We start from the raw sequence: 16747 nt of genomic DNA on the forward strand, positions 1-16747 counted from the left end.
GTTTACAGGTTGAAATAGCGTTTCGCATTGTAATAGCAAATGTCCTGCACGTACGTTTTTAAGAGTTCCATGTCTTTTGGTGCCCGGCCGCGGTCCACCCAGCTGCCGATCAGGTTACACAGAATGCGGCGGAAGTATTCATGCCGCGAGAAAGAAAGGAAGCTTCTCGAGTCTGTGAGCATTCCGATAAATTGACTGATTAACCCGGTATTGGCGAGGATTTTCATTTGATTTTCCATGCCGTCGATGTGGTCATTAAACCACCAGGCTGTGCCGAACTGGACTTTGCCGGGAATTTCAGCGTTCTGATAATTACCTGCAGCGGTAGCCAGAATATAATTATCGCGGGCATCCAGACTGTAGAGCACAGTTTTTGGCAGGTTATCGTTTGCTTCCAATGCATCCAGAAAGAGAGAAAGCGGTCTGGCGAGCAGATCATCGCCGATGGAATCAAAACCACTGTCGCCCCCGAGCTTTTCAAACATTTTCGAGTTGTTGTTGCGCTGTGCCCCGATATGAAGCTGCATCACCCAGTTTTTCGCCGCATACATCTCAGCCAGACGAAGCAGGGTGTATGTCTTATACTGCTCTATTTCTTTTTCATCAATCGCACTGCCTTCGCGTTTTTTCTGAAACACTGCTTCTGCATCCGTTTTCAAAGCGGATTCAAAAAACATGGCGGTAATGCCGTGGTCCGCACTGCGGCAGCCGAGAGAATCAAAATAGTCAATCCGGTCCGAGAATGCCTGAAGAAGGTCATCAACTGTTTGAATGGAGAAACCGGCCGCTGTTTCCATCGATGTCAGCCAGTCTTCAAATTCATTTTTCTCAATCTGAAGTCCTTTATCCGGGCGGAAAGACGGGGAAACTATAACATCGAAATCTTCGTCATGAAGCTTTTTATGTGATGCCAGATCATCGGACGGATCATCTGTTGTACCGACAAACACTACATTGTTGCGCTTCAACAGAGATCGTGCGGAAAACTCAGGCTGCTGTAATTTTTCGTTGGCTTCCTGCCAGATTTCCTGTGCTGTGGTTTCGTCCAGGAGCTTATCTATTCCGAAATAGCGCTGCAGTTCCAAGTGGGTCCAGTGATAAAGCGGATTCCCGAGAAGCTTGGGAATGGTGGCCGCCCATGCCTGAAACTTTTCATAATTGCTTTTATCTCCTGTGATGTACGCTTCGTCGATGCCGTTTGCTCTCATCGCCCGCCATTTATAATGATCACCGGCGAGCCAGATTTCAGCGATATCGTTATAATGTTTATCTTCCAGAATTTCTTCCGGTACTAAATGGTTATGGTAATCAATAATCGGCATCTGTTTAGCGTAGTTGTGATAAAGTTCTTTTGCTGTCTCACCTTCCAGCAGAAAGTCGTCGGATATAAACGTTTTCATAATGACAGACACCCTCCGTTCACGGAACGAAAAATTATTTGTTTACTAAACAAATTATTAATTTTATACTATATGTAAGCGGTACATTTTTCAAGACTTTTTTTTAAATTTTTTTCAAAAACCTTACCATCCATTTTTTGTTACAATGACACCGGCTTGAATAGATGAGGAGGAACCCAATTGGATACAGGCGATGCAACGTACATCAAACAGCTGAACAGAAGAATTCTGATTGAAGAAATCATTAAAAATATCTCATTATCAAGAAGTGATCTCTCACGAAAGACCGGACTCAATAAAGCAACGATTTCGGCTCAGGTCAGTGAGTTAATTAACGAACAGATTGTTGTCGAGAAAACAGAAGGCGAGTCGGTAACACGCGGACGCAAACCGATTCTCCTTGAAATTAACGGCAGTGCCGGTTACAGCGTAGGTATAGATATTGATGAACATAACCTTCACTTTGTTTTCTGTGATTTAACAGGAGAATTGTTTCATAAAGAAAGTGTTCCTTTGAAAACGGTTGATTTTGATGAAGTAATGAAGCAGCTTCTGGATCATCTGTCTCCTTCTGTCTCGACGTTCAACGGGCAATATGAACCTATCGGCCTGATAGGTATAGGAGTGGGGATCCACGGCATTGTAAGCAACGAAAACGAAATCGTCTATACACCGAAACAGCAGTGGTCCCATCATCATATTACGAACCTTCTGAAAGAACATTTTGACACACCGGTCTATGTCGACAACAACGCCAATTTAAGTGTGTTCGCCGAGCAGGTGTACTATGAACATATACCCGACCTTTTCTGCATCACGTTTTATTCAGGGATCGGTCTCGGTATCATGAACAACTATCAGATCTACCGCGGTTTCCAGGGCTTCGCCGGAGAGATTGGTCATATGATTGTCGAACCGGGAGGCCTCCCCTGCCCATGCGGAAACCATGGCTGCTGGGAACGATACGCGTCAGAAAGAGCATTACAGCATCATCTTAAGGAGTGGTATCCTGAGGATGCACCGCTTGAAACCGTCCAGCATCTGCTCAAAACCAATCCGGATCATGAAGTGATAGAAGAATACCTGGATTATTTCGCTGTTGGCCTAAACAATATCATCAACATCTTCAACCCGGAAAAAATTGTTTTAAACGGCACTATCATTAATGGAAACACGGCATTTATTGCAAACCTGGAGCAGAAACTGGTGTCCAAGTTCAACAACTATCTCGAAATCAGAGCTTCCTACCTTGGGGAAGATGCCTGCGCTCTCGGCGGAGCTTCCTTGGCACTCAAAAATTTCTTCGGGGTGAATATGCTGAATCACGTAAACTATCATTATTTCAAATCCGATATGCTGGAGATTTAGAAACAAGAAAGGCAGATGGTTCAGCAATCAGCCCTCCTGCCTTTCTCCACTAACAGTCGGATACAAAAGCTTGCTCTCCACAGAATGGTATCTTATGGACACTACAGCACTGAACCGGAACCGTAGTGGTCACGGGCTGAGCTCCGAAGCCACTAATCGGCTGCGCGAAGATCTTAGTGTCTTCCGCCCCAATTCCCGTGGACACTAAAGACGCGACTCTGCCGTGTAATGTCCTCGGGCCCGTGCATTCAAAAGAGCATGCTCCAGAGGTGTCCGCTTCCCCTTACCATAAAAAGACCGGACGGCATCAACTTCCTTACGTGTAACAGAAGCCCTGTCGTCCGGGTTTTATTTAACCTGTATATTTGTTTCTATTCGCGCCATTGCCACTGTTCTTTCAATACTTCTGCACGTGCACCAATTCCTTCTTCCATCTCCACCGGGTATACACGGTGCCATTCCATAAACGTTCCGTCGTGTTCCAAAATAGTGATCCGGTACGTTCCGCCTTCCTCATTTTCAAACCGAATCTCGTATTCCCCAAAGTCCGGATGATCATTTTCATTAACGATCTGCAGGTTCACGTCATCCTGCCGGGCGTAATGGTGAACGTTTTGAATCATGCTTTCCAGCGTCCCTTCTCCACCTTTTCCGTACGAAGGATAAATAAAGCGCCATACCGGATCATCAGTTGGTTGTGCTTCTTCGGTGAAAGCAGCTGAGACAAGCACACCATCTGCTGCCCCGGAAGATATATTCTCCACATCGAAATATCGCGGCACATAGGTGGTAAACGGCATGCCGGCTTCATCCATCAACTTGAACGTGTCTTCATCTTTCATCCCCTCTATTTGAAAAGAAAAGCTCTGGATATCCGGACGGTCCGAGCCATTTGCTGAAAAGGTTTCCCATGGCACCGTATACGAAGGAATACCGGCGGCGTAAGGCCCTATTTCATAAGGCTGAAAATAGACAGCCGGACCTTTTTCCGTGACATAAAATTGATCCGTGGCAGGGTCAACGCCTTCAAAATCAACAATTAATTCGAAAGCTTCTCCGTTATCCGGTGCCCCGGAGCGTATTCTTTCGTTGAATACAAAAGCGTAATTTGTATCTGCATCAAAGAGATGCTGCAGCTGCACATCTTCCCCCGTCTGCGGATCAAAGGTGAAAGCTGCCTGATGACTCATTCCGTGGGCGCCTCCGGTGAATTCATACGATTCAAACACAACACTCAGATAGTCACCAGTGTTACTTTCCACCCGGTAGTCCTGCTGGTATTCGTAGGCCTCTGCCAAGTCTTCATCCGGCTCCTGTTCCGAAAGCTCAGCCACTTCACGACGCCGCTCAGAAGCCTGCTGTGCCTGTTCTTCAAACGTTTGATTGATGACTTCTTCCGTGTCAGCGCTCAAGCCGTTAACCTTTGGATAATACAAACCATCTGCTTCTTTCTGCGGCAGTACGGCATAAGGAGCGCGGAATGACTCTTTTTCCGCTCTCGCAAGAAATACACCAAACTGGGCGCGTGTTACTGTCTCAGACGGCCGGAATGTCAGGTCCTCATAGCCTGTAGTGAGGCGGTGTGCGGCGAGTGCGCTGATCTGCCCTTCGGCCCAGTACTCTTCTGGGACATCCTTGTAATCCACCGGCTGCGCTGTCTGCAGGTTATAAGACCGGGTCAAAATGGCGGCCATCTGCGCACGCGTGAGCAGGTCATGCGGATGAAAGGCCTCCGCGTCCGCGAAGTAGCCTGCTTCCACTGCCGCAGCAATGGACGGGTATGCGCTGTCCGACTTCTCTATGTCACTGAATGAAACAGGCTCCGGATCAGCCGTGTCCAGACCATGAATCCGGACCAGTGTGCGCGCGGCCTGGGAACGGGTGATGGCATCATTCACTCCAAACACCCCGTTTTGGTAGCCGTTCATCACATTTTCATCCGCCAGATAGCTGATCTCCTCCTGGGCCCAGAATCCTTCGGAAACGTCGGAAAAAGAAGAAGCTTGGGCAGCAGCGGAAATGGAAAAAGCCGCAGCAGTCGTCAGCGCGGCTGCTCCCAGCATTTTTTTCATCTTCATATGAGTCCCTTCTTTCTTTCATATTACGCCATGGTCTCCGCAATTAACTGAAAGGATTGCCGTCGCTTCTCCCGGGATGGAATGGACGAAAATAACATGATTTCGTCTGCTCCAAATTTCTGCCGGCAATCCTCCAACTGCTCTTTGACCATGCCGGGGTCTCCAATGATCATATCTGCCTTCATGTTTTCTATCTGTCTCTCTTCTTCTTTCGTCATCGGAGCGGTATTATCCTTCTTCACATTCCAGCGGCACGTTTCATCGGCTGTCTGCTCCGCCTGTTCCGCATGCGGCGCGCATACTGCCGATACCGCCGTGATGACATCCGGTTTCTCCACCAGACGCCCCGGGGTGAAATGCTCCCGGTACCGGCGAATGATTTCTCGTGCATCATTATCGCTCATAAAGGCAGCAAAAGCGTACGCTGTGCCGAGTTCCGCGGCAAGTACCGCGCTCTTTTCACTCGTACCGAGCATCCACGGCACCGGAGCTGTCTCCGGAACCGGGGAAGCGGAAAGGGGCGCATAAGGATTCGGTGACGGATCATCGTCTTCCAAAAACTGCAGCAGTTCCTGTGTCAACTCCCGCATTCTTCCGGCATTCTGTAAAAAGTTATCGGATAAAACCTGCGTGGCTTCCGCGGACCCGCCGGGAGCCCGTCCAATACCGATATCCACCCGTTCTGGAAAAAGCGTCGCCAGCATATTATGTATCTCGGCGGCTTTAAACGGTTTATAATGCGGCAGCAGCAAAGCTCCTGTGCCGATCCGGATAGTGCTTGTCCGGGATCCGATAAGAGGAAGCAGCACTTCCGGAGCGGAACCTGCAATACCGGTGATATCATGATGCTCGGTTATCCAAAAGCGGGTGAACCCCCACTGTTCTGCCATCCGGGCCAGCTCCACCGTATCCTCGAGTGCTTGTTTTGGCGTTCTTCCCGGCAGAACCGGGGACTGATCCAGAATACTTAATCTCATGTTTGTCCTTCTTTCCGTGGTTATCCTGTCTCCTTCTATTATACATCAATCCCATTTCCGCCGCATCACTGCAGAGGTCTATCTCGAAACGACACAGAGCAGATGATATGATACAGGTATATTATCAATGAACTGGGAGGAATGACGATTGAAACATAGAAAACCGGAAAAAATTCTTACGATCTGCGGCATCGTCTTATTTGTCATAGGGTCGGGGCTTGTCTTTCTATTTGGAACCATTATTACAAACACCGATTTCGAAACGTTTCTCAATCAGTCCATGCAGCAAAACCCAGCACAGGATATTCCGGAGCAGCAATTTCAAACGTTCTTTGAACAGGCTCAGTCCATTAACTACGGAATGCATACCGGGTTGATGCTGCTCGTTGCCGCTGTTGGCGTGATTGCTCTGCTCCGACGGACAGGTGACATCATGTCCGGCATTTTTCTTCTCGCAGGGACAGGGCTCACCGTGCTCATTTTCTGGTGGCTGATTGTGCCGTTTCTGCCCGCCCTGCTCTATTTCATCGCAGGATTGATGTTTCTGCTGCGAAAACCGAAGACGGCCTGAGCCGCGTTCGCTCGTTTTCGACTGGTTTCCGCTTGTATTTCATGCTTTTTCGCCCGTAATCGACAAATTTCCGCCCGGTTTCGACACAAATCCGCCCGAACATACGAACCACAGCACATCCAGGGAAAAGTGGTGCCGCATGACGACAAAGAAGAGATCCGCGCTTATTTCTCGCCTTCTGTCCCACAGTATATAGGTTTAAAGGGAACTCACGAGGGGTAATAAAAAAATAGTTGACGCTGGTATGAGGAAAAGATATAATTGTATATTGTTCCTCATACCCACCCTACAATAAACGTAGATTCCCTCGTCTACACACCCTCTCATCATTCATTTCAACATGCTGGAAACCCAACGATGAATGAAACGAAAACAGAAAATACAGCAGTAGATCAATTCACACTGGAGCGGTTTAAGGACCGCAAGGACGAAAGAGCAGGAAGGGCTTTTGTTGTTTTATGCATCACTCTTTATTGGATGTTATGCCGGCATAGTTAGCGTATGCCGGCTTTTTGTATGTAAAAAAGGAGCCGGCATCCGAACAGATACAGGCTCCTTTCTTTATTATAGATTTTCAAAAAACAGGCGCAGGACGTCGGCTCCGCCGATCATGGTTCCGATGGTGCTTCCGACGTTGGCCAGCACGACGATGAGCAGAATCCGGGTGACTTTGTTGCTCCAGAATCCTTTGGCACTGTGCACATCATCGGAAAGGCGTTCAAAGTCCTCCACGTTCGGCCGGCGGATATAGGCCTGCATCAGCCCCGCGAACCATCCGGCCGCGATAAGCGGGTTGAGTGACGTGAGCGGAGCTGCAATAAAGGCAGTAATAATCGTAAGAGGATGGCCCAGAGCCGCGGCCGCGCCGACAGCGGAAAATGATCCATTCCAAATGAGCCAGCTTACTGTCTGCTGCAGCCCCGCCGATGGATTGGCATAAAACGTGTAGGCAATGACGGCGATAACGAGAAGCGGGATGGTCCAGGCGATGATCTTCGGTGCCTTGCTGACAGGTCGTTGCTCAAGCTCTCCAAGATCCTGCTCCTTATATATCTCTTCTTTAATCCCTGGCACATGGGCGGCACCGAGCACCGCAACTACTTTCTCCCCCGGCGCATTCTTTATTTTGTGGGACAAATACTGGTCCCGTTCATCAATTAACGGTTTTTTCAGCCTTGGAAAGCTACGCGTGAGTTCCTGCAGCATCGACTGAAGCATGTCCTGATTTTTCATTTTCTCCAGCTCTTCTTCCGTTATGCTTTCGTTATTGAATATACTGAAGATAATCATCATTAAGAGCTTCGCTTTGCCGAAAAAACCAACCTTCTGCCAGATTCTTGCGAACGTAATCTGGATATCACGGTCGGCAAGCACCAGTTCCGCCCCGCTTTCCCGGGCGGATTCAATACCCTGTTTCATTTCCTGTCCGGACTGAATGCCGAACTGCTTGGCGGTCCGCTTCTGAAAAGATGAGATTGCCAGGTTCATGAGAAGAAGCGAGGCTCTTTTTTCCTTGATTACTTTAAAAATGTCCATGTTCTTCCATTCATCCCGGTTGGACATCGATTCGTACCGTTTCTCGTCCAGCTCCACACAAACCGAATCCGGCTGTTCCTCATCGATGACTTCTTTTACCTGTTCGGCGCTTTGTCTTGATACGTGGGCGGTACCGACAAGCACCACTTCTTTATTATCTACGTGAATCCGTGTCACGTTATCTTGTTCTGCCGTCATAATGTACCTGCTTTCTGCAAAATGGATACTATTATCTTATCATATTTGAGGGGGGAAAAGCCTGCCCTGTTTTTTTTCCGGATTGTTTCCATTAGAATGAAGACAGAGGACAAATACATAACGATAGGAGCAGGCGGCGTATGTACCAGAATATGAAAGAATGTGTGGAAGACCTCGAAAAACACGGTCATTTGATACGGATCACCGAAGAAGTCGACCCATACCTTGAGATGGCAGCGGTTCACCTGCGTGTGTACGAAGCAGGCGGTCCGGCCCTTCTTTTTGAAAATGTAAAAGGATCGTCTTACCAGGCGTTGTCGAATCTGTTCGGATCGGTGGAACGGAGCCGGTTCATTTTCCGAAAAACCTGGGACCGCACGCAGAATGTCGTAGCTCTCCGCAATGATCCGATGAAAGCACTGAAGCATCCGCTGCGGAACATACAGAGTGGACTGGCGGCGGTGAACGCGCTTCCGTCCAAAAAAAAGCAGAATCCCGGATTCGAAGAAATTCAGCTGGCTGATCTCCCGTTTATCCAGCACTGGCCGGGGGATGGCGGAGCATTTATTACACTTCCCCAGGTGTACACAGAAGACCCGGACAACCCGGGAATCATGAACTCCAACCTCGGCATGTACCGGATTCAGCTGGACGGCAACGACTACCGCGTCAATGAAGAGGCCGGTCTCCATTACCAGATTCACCGCGGCATCGGCATCCACCAGGAAAAAGCGGTCCGGCGCGGCGAACCGCTCAAAGTCAGTATCTTCATAGGAGGGCCGCCGGCGCACACTTTGTCCGCGGTCATGCCGCTTCCGGAAGGACTGCCGGAGATGACGTTTGCGGGGCTGCTTGCGGGGCGTCGTTTTCAATACAGTTATATCGACGGGTACTGCATCAGCCATGACGCCGACTTTGTCATCACCGGAGATGTATATCCCGGAGAAACGAAGCCGGAAGGGCCGTTTGGAGACCACCTCGGCTACTACAGCCTCACCCATGAGTTTCCAGTCCTTCACATTCACAAAGTCTACGCGAAACAAGATGCTGTTCTGCCGTTCACCGTTGTCGGCCGGCCGCCGCAGGAAGACACGACGTTCGGCGACATTATTCACCAGATCACAGGAGATGCGGTCAAACAGGAAATCCCGGGCGTGAAGGAAGTACACGCCGTCGATGCTGCCGGCGTGCATCCTCTGTTGTTTGCGATAGGAAGTGAACGATATCTTCCGTTTGAAGACGTGCAGCAGCCGACCGAACTGCTCACCATCGCGAATCGGATTTTAGGAACCGGGCAGCTGAGCCTCGCGAAATACCTATTCATTACAGCGGAACTGGAACGGGAACTGGATACCCATGACGAGGTCGATTTTCTTACCTATATTCTGGAGCGGATCGACCTGCACCGCGATCTTCATTTTCAAACGAAAACCACCATCGACACGCTCGATTACTCCGGAGAAGCACTGAACCGCGGCAGCAAGGTCGTTATCGCGGCGTATGGTGATAAAAAACGGGACCTCTGCACACAGGTCCCTGCCGTTACCGCGGAAGCGGACGGTTTTATGAATCCTGCGCTGATCATGCCGGGGGCTGTCGCGGTGGAAGGTCCCGCCTACTCGGATGAAGAAACCGCCGCGGCGGAGTGCGGCAGACTTACAGAGGCGGTGGAAGCAGAAGGCGGACTGCCATCGTGCCCGGTGATTGTTATCTGTGACGACAGTGACTTTCTCACCGCATCGCTTCGGAATTTTCTCTGGGCAGCCTTCACCCGCAGCAACCCGTCCCACGATATCCACGGGGTGAACAGTTTTTATGAAAACAAGCACTGGGGCTGCGATACGATGATCATCGACGCCCGCATCAAACCGCACCACGCCCCGCCGCTCATTCCAGATCCCGATGTCGAAAAACGCATCGAGCGGTTCTTCGATAAAGATGGAAACTTGAAAAGATAAAGCCGCAGCGCGCCTTTCCTTTCCAGGATGAAAGGAAGGACACTATGCTTTTACTTCCGCTGCGAGCAGCAGACAACCTGTTACAGCGGCGTCATCGCCGATCGCAGGGGATGTAATCATGGTTTCGATGTCCGGTGTGTCTACGTAGCTGTTCAAAAGGCGCTGATACTCCTGGCGGATGAGCGGGAACAGCTGGGTCTGCTTCATGACTCCGCCGCCGAGAATAAACACTTCGGGGCGCAGAATGAGGGTGTACTGAACGAGAGCCTGCGCGAGATAGTAAGCCTCGATCTCCCACACTTTGTCGTCGGCGGCCAGCATATCCCCTGTCTGCCCGTGACGCTTTTCAATGGCCGGACCGGCTGCCATTCCTTCGAGACAGTCGGCGTGATACGGGCAGTTCCCTCCGTATTCATCTTCGGGATGCCGGCGCACGAGAATATGCCCCATCTCGGGATGTCCGAAGCCTTCCAGCACTTTCCCGTCCACAACCGCACCGCCGCCGATGCCGGTGCCGACTGTCAGATACACACAGCTTCCTGAACTGCGCGCTCCTCCTTCTCTAAACTCCCCGTAAGCCGCGGCATTTACGTCGGTCGTCCATGCGGTCGGAACGTTGTATCTGTCCTTTATTTCTCCGAGAAAGTCAAAATATCCCCAGCCAGGTTTCGGGGTACTGGTGATATAGCCGTATGTATCGGAATCCGTATTCACATCAATCGGACCAAATGAACCGATCCCCATGGAAATCAGAGGGTAAGAATCAAAAAAAGCAAAGACATGCTTCAGTGTTTCCCCCGGGGTCGTTGTCGGAATACTCGTGCGGGCTTCAATCCCGGCACCGTCTCTGCTGACCGCGCAGACAAACTTTGTTCCGCCGGCCTCAATAGCTCCATAATACATAGAAGTTTCCTCCCTGCTGTTGCTTTCTGTACATTTTCTTTTTCTACAACTATCCTTTCATCTCCTCCCTTTCATTTTGTACATAATACCGCCCCGTGTCGATAACAATATCCCTAACTAAACCAAAGCAGGTGATACGTATGTCCGTTTTTAAATCAGACAAACCAGGCGATATTGTTTACGTCATGATCCGCAATCCCCACGTTCAGGGAGTTGCCAACGTGCAGGAAGCAGCGGTGGTGGAGAACCCGGAAGCGCCGGGGGAGCTCGCTCTTTTTCTGTATGAGACGTATTATCCGTTAAACGAAGACATTGCAGTATATGGGACAATGGAAGAAGCGCAGCAGGATTACATCGAAGCATTCGGAACGCCGGAGGATACGACGTATTATGGTTAAACCTTTTGTACCGGAACTCGTTTATGTCGAACCGCGTGCCCTGGAGTATCCTCTCGGAAAAGAGCTCAAGCAGAAGTTTGAGAATATGGGAATTGAAATCAGGCATACGACCTCCCACAATCAGGTCCGCAACCTTCCAGGCGACAATCATTTTCAGCGGTACCGTACAGCTAAATCGACCCTCGTTATAGGCATTCGGAAGACGTTGAAATTCGATACATCGAAACCGTCGGCGGAATACGCGATACCTTTTGTCACAGGCTGTATGGGCCACTGCCACTACTGTTACCTTCAGACGACGATGGGAGATAAGCCGTATATCCGGACGTACGTGAACGTGGATGAAATTCTTGCATCCGCCGAAGAGTATATGCAGCAGCGTGCCCCCGAGCCGACGAGATTCGAAGCGTCCTGCACCTCCGATGTCGTCGGGGTGGACCACCTGACCCACACACTGAAACAGGCGATTGAGTACTTTGGAAAAAGCGAGCACGGGAAGCTCCGCTTTGTGACGAAATTTGCCCACATCGACCATCTTCTCGATGCCGAGCATAACGGTCGGACCCGGTTTCGTTTCAGTATCAACAGCGAGTATGTCATTAAATACTTTGAACCCGGAACGTCACGGCTGCATGAGAGAATGGAAGCTGCTGCGAAAGCCGCACGGGCAGGTTATCCCCTCGGCTTCATCATCGCCCCGATTTACCTGCATGACGGGTGGAAAGAGGGATACCGGGAGATGATGGAGAAACTAAACAAGGCCCTCCCCGCCGACGCGAGGAAGGACCTTACGTTTGAAATGATTCAGCACCGGTTCACGAAACCGGCGAAGCGGGTTATCCAGAAAAACTATCCTATGACAAAACTCGAGCTAGATGAATCGAAGCGGAAATGGAAATGGGGCCGCTATGGCATAGGGAAATACGTGTATACGAATGAGGAACAGGAAGACATGAAAGACACCATCGGCTCTTATATTGCGTCTTATTTTCCGGAAGCCTCCCTTGATTATTTCACCTGATACAGGGCGGATAAGAAAAGGCTCCGGATGCTCTCAGGCTGCTCTTTGATTCATCCGCCCCACCCACTGCTTTAATAAATGATAGTAGGTTTCTATATCAGCATAGATTTTTTCTGCCACGCTTTCATTATACGTGTGCGTGGTTAAATTACGGTCGTTAACCATATTCAGAGCAGTGACTGTTTCTTTATCATTGAATAGTTTGACATCGCGGCAGCAGCGGATAACACCTTTGGGGGAGCCGATGTCCAGTCCTTCTATATCGTATAAATATTGTTCAGCCGTTTTCCAGCAGGCTTCAAAAGAATACTCAAAGCGCTGTATCGCCGCGTCCCTTTCAATGTCGGATGGTTCCTTTAACCCAGCAATTTGTCCGAAAGTAGAAACCGCTTTTTCCGCTGATATCAGACGTTGGTGAAATCTTTCCATACCAAACCCTCCCTTTTCACCTGCCGGGTGAACGCCGGATCGGCAGATTGTAAATCAACGACATCCACATGATAAGGAACTGTAGACTCCTCGATCGCCTCAAGCAGACGGTTCCATGCTGAAGCATCCAGATCTCTTTCTGTTTCAATCGCTAAGTCTATATCCGAGCTCTGTTTCTCTGTTCCTTTCGCCCATGAACCGAAAAGATAAACACGGACATGACGGGAGTCCAACTCTTGTGTAACAACCTCTTTTAAAGAAGAAAGAATGGCATCACGGCCGGCGGAATAATGCTCCATCGAATATCTTCCTTTCCTTTTTGTTCATTATACCATAACACCCACAGGTTTAACTGCTACGGACGGAAGCGCTCAGAAGTGGTACGGGTAAGATTCGACTCCCCTTCTTCCCCGTTTTTCAGACTGTAACGGAGCCCCCAGCTACGTTAATTTAAAAATAATAGGATAAACGCAAACATGAGATAGGGACTTAAGAACATTAACACACTTAATGCGATGAGAAATTTGTTTTTAAGAGCGGCTGCAGCAACGAGAACAGCCCATATACCAGTGAAAAAAGTGATAATTATTGTATATACAATGCCGTAATCCATCGTAAAAGTATAATACCAGGACCCTGAACCGATGATAAACGCGATCCAATACATGGTTTGAAAAACTACCTGTTTGTTCATGAAGATGGCCTCCTTTGACAGTTTATAAAACGTCCGTTCACCTACATTATAATAAGAAGTAAAAACGGGCTTAGAAACAGCAGAACACCCAACAGAACGAGACGTTTGTTTTTAAGCGCGGTGACAGCAATTACAACAGCTGCAGCACTGTTACCGTCGTGTAAACGATGGCGGTGCTGAAGGTAAAACTCAGCCCCGTGATCAATATGCAGAGAACAAAACCAAGAAAAAACAACATCCAATAGACAATAAAAAAAGCCGATGGTTCCCGCATTTGGATAACCTCCAATGCTGATAAGGTATCTTACCAATACATGCTGCATCATATATGAATACCGGGCTGTTCACTAGTGAACAGCCCGGTGAACAGCTTCCAGAAAACCCCTTGCACAGCCTGCCAAAGGGTCAGGAACTCTGCGGGGTAAGCTCGATTTTTTCTTCTTTCCCGCTTTCCAGATGATAACGGAACAGCTCAAAACGCTGCTTCTGGGTCTCCCGGTCTTTCTCTTTGATATAATACATGCTGCTTTCTCCCTGATTCAGCTGCGTGTGCTGCACGGATTCGTTGATGCTGAGACGCTCCCCTTTTTCTCCACTGGCGCGGTCAAAGGTGACCATGTCGTACTGGAACAACGGGTCTTCTTCGCCGTAGTTCATAATCGTCTGGACGAGCAGTTTGTTTTCTTTCTCCAGCTGCACGACTTCACTAACCGGTACGTCATTGTTCTTAAGCGGGACAGGAGTTAACTGTCCGGGTTCGGCGATGTTCATTTCGTAAATCCGCTGGACAGACTCAAACATCGACTCCGGGGTGGCGTTTTTGTAATCGTCCGGCAGTATCATAAGAATCTCTTCTCCATCTTCTGACACACTAAGTGAGCCCGGCGAATAGGCGTCAAACGAACGTATTTCTTCAAAGGCTCCATCTGGTTTCAACGTGTATAACCCGGACTGCAGCGGTTTGAATCCCGTTTCGGGTTCTCCCTGCGTGCTGAGGTGAATACCGTTTACGATCCAGCGTTCATGTACCGGATCCTTCACAAGACCTGTGATGAGGCCGCGCGCCTGGAGAACCGTTTCCACCTTTCCGCCTTCTGCGGATGCGGTGACTATGTCACTGTGCGCAAGTTGAAATTCCTGTTCACCCGGGCCTCCTTCCGGATAGCCGCTCGTTTCGACAGCTGACACATCCCCGTTTTCATTGAACACCGGACTCCACAGCTTCTTTGATTCCTCCGCTGTGTAAATGCCTGAACGCTCCGCTCCGCGTTCTTTAACATACAGCGTCTGTGTGCCGCTTGATTCCATGATATACGCGATGCGTCCATCCGGTGCGACGCTGTATTCACCGGTGAAAGAAGGTGTTGCCTTTTCTTCAGACTCCACCATTCCTCCTGCCGCAGCGAGACCTGCTGTTACAACAGCGATCAGACTAAATACAACGGCCAATCCTTTTTTGTTCATAGTACAGCCTCCTTATTCAAATAATCCCGCCGCATATGGAAGGATGATCGGCCAGAACATATACGCCAGAATGAGAACGGTCAAAACCAAGCTTCCTAAAACCAGCTTCGGAAAGCGAGGGAGCAGCAGGATTTGAGCCGTATAAAGTCCCGCCCATAAGAGCATTGGTATCAACACATTCAGTAAAATGGCAGCGGACGCACCGAAACCCATGGCGATGAGATGAATATACAGTGCCGCCGAACCACCTGCGAGACCAAGCGTAATATTGACGGTATGGATAACCCGCCGTGACTTTTTATGTTTCTTTTTTTGTTCATACGTGAGTACAGTCCGGTACAGAAGATACAGATTGAGCAGTAAAATCAAAGGAAGCACCGGACCTAAGGAACCGGAACCGAAAAACCCCAGACCGCTCCATTGAGGAACAAGGAACAGGAGATTCAACACCAAAGCAAGTGCCAGCCACAACTTCCGATTCACGGCAAATACACGGTTTAATGCAAAAAACAGTACGGCCGAATGACCAACTGTTCCATAGAGAACAAACCAGAGAGCTTCGCGGGTCTGAACAAGCGATGATATATACTTCCCGAAGGTGAACATAAATGAGAGCACCGCAAGCGCCAGCAGCAGTTCCCGCCGGAACGGAAACATCGCCTGCTGCAGGCCGTCTCCGATACGCGCTTCCTTCCCGAACATGCTTATTGCCGCCTCCTCCGCTTCATCTTCCGTTTTTCCGGCTTCGATCTCTTCATCCCGCCGCATCTGAACGTGCGATAACAATTCCTCATACAGATCATCACGCTCTGCGCGGCTGCAGTCGGTCTGATTGGCAATCCGCTTCACATAAGTCTCCAGTTTACGTGTCATACGCTCTTCCCGCCTTATCCAGCAGATCATGAAGCGACGCCCAATCCCGGCGTTTGCGTTCGAGTTCGGCCCCGCCTTCTTCGGTGATGGCGTAATATTTTTTGCGTCGTTCTCCTTCCGGTGTGCTCCAATAAGACGTTACCCAGCCTTTCCGCTCCATCCGCTTCAGGGCTGGATACAGCGTCCCTTCACTCATGTTGTACGCCTCATCACTCAGGCTCTTCAGCTTCTTCGTCATCTCATAACCGTACAGATCCCGGTCCGCCACCAACGACAGCAGAATCAAATCAATGTTGCCTTTCATCATTTCTTTATCCATATTCTATTCTTTCCTTTCACTGGAATACAGTTACAGTATAAATTTAAATACATCGTAACACAAGGGCTGATGATAAAACAGCGAGTCTGGGACAAAAGTAAAATAGGTGGAGGAAAAACACGAATGTCCGGCGGCGTTGTTCAACCATTGTCCAGCAGCGGAGCCTACATGCTTTGACTCCTGCTCCAAACAGCACGAGTCGCGGGGCCCTGCAGGATGTGCGGTCAGGTCAGCGCCCGCACGTGACGTACTTCCACAGGCTACTGACGTTTACCGGGGCACCGAACCCTCTAAAGTGCCTTTGGAATCATTCATAGTGACGTTTTGAGGGGTACCGGATACTATAAAGTGCCTTCGGCGATGTGTCCAACGACGTTTTAGGGGGTCCTTTTCCCCTAAAGTGCCTTAGAACCCATTTGCAACGAATGTCCGTCCCCCCAACCTGAACACAGCAAACAAACGCCTGCATTTTCTGCGTCCGTACGGCCGGATCCGTTCAGGTGTTGTTTCGATGCCGGCCAACGGGTCATGGAACGGACAGGTACAAAGAAGACACGATG

The 16747-nt window shown here is 49.5% G+C and carries 17 protein-coding genes; 5 read left to right on the forward strand and 12 right to left on the reverse strand.

From position 1 onward, the window contains the following. Window positions 1–2 precede the first annotated feature (2 nt). The gene (gene uxaC / locus BM058_RS05975; protein WP_090926128.1) at window positions 3–1400 is read right to left on the reverse strand and encodes a glucuronate isomerase; all 1398 of its coding nucleotides are present in this window, start codon (window positions 1398–1400) and stop codon (window positions 3–5) included. Between the two features lie 180 nt (window positions 1401–1580). Here uxaC and BM058_RS05980 point away from each other — a divergent pair, with 180 nt between their 5' ends. Beyond that, complete coding sequence (locus BM058_RS05980; protein WP_090926129.1) at window positions 1581–2768, forward strand: ROK family protein; 1188 nt, start codon at window positions 1581–1583, stop codon at window positions 2766–2768. Between the two features lie 371 nt (window positions 2769–3139). Here the strand turns inward: BM058_RS05980 and BM058_RS05985 are convergent, their stop codons facing one another. Then, window positions 3140–4846, reverse strand: a complete 1707-nt coding sequence (locus BM058_RS05985) for an S-layer homology domain-containing protein (RefSeq protein WP_090926130.1) — start codon at window positions 4844–4846, stop codon at window positions 3140–3142. Between the two features lie 23 nt (window positions 4847–4869). Beyond that, entirely contained in the window at window positions 4870–5823 is a 954-nt protein-coding gene (locus BM058_RS05990; protein ID WP_090926131.1) for an LLM class flavin-dependent oxidoreductase, read from the reverse strand. A 148-nt stretch (window positions 5824–5971) separates the two neighbouring features. Between BM058_RS05990 and BM058_RS05995 the strand changes: the two genes are divergently transcribed. Then, a complete protein-coding gene (locus BM058_RS05995; RefSeq protein ID WP_090926132.1) occupies window positions 5972–6394 on the forward strand; it encodes a DUF4064 domain-containing protein in 423 nt (140 codons plus the stop codon). A gap of 564 nt (window positions 6395–6958) precedes the next feature. On the opposite strand, the gene BM058_RS06000 is transcribed toward BM058_RS05995, so the two are convergent. Next, window positions 6959–8128: a TraB/GumN family protein gene (locus BM058_RS06000; RefSeq protein WP_090926133.1), complete on the reverse strand. Its 1170-nt coding sequence runs from the start codon at window positions 8126–8128 to the stop codon at window positions 6959–6961. A 140-nt stretch (window positions 8129–8268) separates the two neighbouring features. Between BM058_RS06000 and BM058_RS06005 the strand changes: the two genes are divergently transcribed. After that, window positions 8269–10086 carry a UbiD family decarboxylase gene (locus tag BM058_RS06005; RefSeq protein WP_090926134.1) on the forward strand — a complete coding sequence of 606 codons (1818 nt, stop codon included), beginning with the start codon at window positions 8269–8271 and terminating at the stop codon, window positions 10084–10086. A 42-nt stretch (window positions 10087–10128) separates the two neighbouring features. Here BM058_RS06005 and BM058_RS06010 read toward each other — a convergent pair whose 3' ends face one another. Beyond that, complete coding sequence (locus BM058_RS06010; RefSeq protein ID WP_090926135.1) at window positions 10129–10989, reverse strand: ROK family protein; 861 nt, start codon at window positions 10987–10989, stop codon at window positions 10129–10131. 140 nt (window positions 10990–11129) lie between these two features. On the opposite strand from BM058_RS06010, the gene BM058_RS06015 reads away from it, so the two are divergent. Continuing rightward, window positions 11130–11387, forward strand: coding sequence for a transcriptional regulator SplA domain-containing protein (locus tag BM058_RS06015; RefSeq protein WP_090926136.1), 258 nt, complete (start codon window positions 11130–11132; stop codon window positions 11385–11387). Then, complete coding sequence (gene splB / locus BM058_RS06020) at window positions 11380–12408, forward strand: spore photoproduct lyase (RefSeq protein ID WP_090926137.1); 1029 nt, start codon at window positions 11380–11382, stop codon at window positions 12406–12408. The genes BM058_RS06015 and splB overlap by 8 nt, the downstream gene beginning before the upstream one ends. 33 nt (window positions 12409–12441) lie before the next feature. Here splB and BM058_RS06025 read toward each other — a convergent pair whose 3' ends face one another. The 7 genes from BM058_RS06025 to BM058_RS06050 form a co-directional block, all read right to left on the reverse strand. Next, window positions 12442–12837, reverse strand: coding sequence for an HI0074 family nucleotidyltransferase substrate-binding subunit (locus tag BM058_RS06025; RefSeq protein WP_090926138.1), 396 nt, complete (start codon window positions 12835–12837; stop codon window positions 12442–12444). After that, complete coding sequence (gene mntA, locus BM058_RS06030) at window positions 12813–13136, reverse strand: type VII toxin-antitoxin system MntA family adenylyltransferase antitoxin (protein WP_090926139.1); 324 nt, start codon at window positions 13134–13136, stop codon at window positions 12813–12815. Before mntA ends, BM058_RS06025 begins: the two co-directional genes overlap by 25 nt. Before the next feature lie 146 nt (window positions 13137–13282). Next, on the reverse strand, window positions 13283–13531 hold the full coding sequence (locus BM058_RS06035; RefSeq protein WP_090926140.1) for a hypothetical protein: 249 nt from the start codon (window positions 13529–13531) through the stop codon (window positions 13283–13285). Between the two features lie 130 nt (window positions 13532–13661). Continuing rightward, window positions 13662–13805 carry a hypothetical protein gene (locus tag BM058_RS18150; protein WP_177195450.1) on the reverse strand — a complete coding sequence of 48 codons (144 nt, stop codon included), beginning with the start codon at window positions 13803–13805 and terminating at the stop codon, window positions 13662–13664. A 131-nt stretch (window positions 13806–13936) separates the two neighbouring features. Continuing rightward, window positions 13937–14995 (reverse strand): hypothetical protein, encoded by a 1059-nt coding sequence (locus tag BM058_RS06040; RefSeq protein ID WP_090926141.1) that lies wholly within the window; start codon window positions 14993–14995, stop codon window positions 13937–13939. Window positions 14996–15007: 12 nt separating this feature from the next. Next, the gene (locus BM058_RS06045) at window positions 15008–15868 is read right to left on the reverse strand and encodes a permease prefix domain 1-containing protein (protein WP_090926142.1); all 861 of its coding nucleotides are present in this window, start codon (window positions 15866–15868) and stop codon (window positions 15008–15010) included. Beyond that, on the reverse strand, window positions 15858–16187 hold the full coding sequence (locus tag BM058_RS06050; protein ID WP_090926143.1) for a PadR family transcriptional regulator: 330 nt from the start codon (window positions 16185–16187) through the stop codon (window positions 15858–15860). Before BM058_RS06050 ends, BM058_RS06045 begins: the two co-directional genes overlap by 11 nt. Between the last annotated feature and the right edge of the window lie 560 nt (window positions 16188–16747).

The organism is Salibacterium qingdaonense, from assembly GCF_900114715.1.
GTDB lineage: Bacteria > Bacillota > Bacilli > Bacillales > Marinococcaceae > Salibacterium > Salibacterium qingdaonense.

What these genes read in the sequence shown, in the direction of transcription:
- uxaC (WP_090926128.1), bottom strand. Translation starts at nt 1,400, where the DNA reads ATGAAAACGTTTATATCCGACGACTTTCTGCTGGAAGGTGAGACAGCA.
- BM058_RS05985 (WP_090926130.1), bottom strand. Translation starts at nt 4,846, where the DNA reads ATGAAGATGAAAAAAATGCTGGGAGCAGCCGCGCTGACGACTGCTGCG.
- BM058_RS05990 (WP_090926131.1), bottom strand. Translation starts at nt 5,823, where the DNA reads ATGAGATTAAGTATTCTGGATCAGTCCCCGGTTCTGCCGGGAAGAACG.
- BM058_RS06000 (WP_090926133.1), bottom strand. Translation starts at nt 8,128, where the DNA reads ATGACGGCAGAACAAGATAACGTGACACGGATTCACGTAGATAATAAA.
- BM058_RS06005 (WP_090926134.1), top strand. Translation starts at nt 8,269, where the DNA reads ATGTACCAGAATATGAAAGAATGTGTGGAAGACCTCGAAAAACACGGT.
- BM058_RS06010 (WP_090926135.1), bottom strand. Translation starts at nt 10,989, where the DNA reads ATGTATTATGGAGCTATTGAGGCCGGCGGAACAAAGTTTGTCTGCGCG.
- BM058_RS06015 (WP_090926136.1), top strand. Translation starts at nt 11,130, where the DNA reads ATGTCCGTTTTTAAATCAGACAAACCAGGCGATATTGTTTACGTCATG.
- splB (WP_090926137.1), top strand. Translation starts at nt 11,380, where the DNA reads ATGGTTAAACCTTTTGTACCGGAACTCGTTTATGTCGAACCGCGTGCC.
- BM058_RS06025 (WP_090926138.1), bottom strand. Translation starts at nt 12,837, where the DNA reads ATGGAAAGATTTCACCAACGTCTGATATCAGCGGAAAAAGCGGTTTCT.
- mntA (WP_090926139.1), bottom strand. Translation starts at nt 13,136, where the DNA reads ATGGAGCATTATTCCGCCGGCCGTGATGCCATTCTTTCTTCTTTAAAA.
- BM058_RS06035 (WP_090926140.1), bottom strand. Translation starts at nt 13,531, where the DNA reads ATGAACAAACAGGTAGTTTTTCAAACCATGTATTGGATCGCGTTTATC.
- BM058_RS18150 (WP_177195450.1), bottom strand. Translation starts at nt 13,805, where the DNA reads ATGCGGGAACCATCGGCTTTTTTTATTGTCTATTGGATGTTGTTTTTT.
- BM058_RS06040 (WP_090926141.1), bottom strand. Translation starts at nt 14,995, where the DNA reads ATGAACAAAAAAGGATTGGCCGTTGTATTTAGTCTGATCGCTGTTGTA.
- BM058_RS06045 (WP_090926142.1), bottom strand. Translation starts at nt 15,868, where the DNA reads ATGACACGTAAACTGGAGACTTATGTGAAGCGGATTGCCAATCAGACC.
- BM058_RS06050 (WP_090926143.1), bottom strand. Translation starts at nt 16,187, where the DNA reads ATGGATAAAGAAATGATGAAAGGCAACATTGATTTGATTCTGCTGTCG.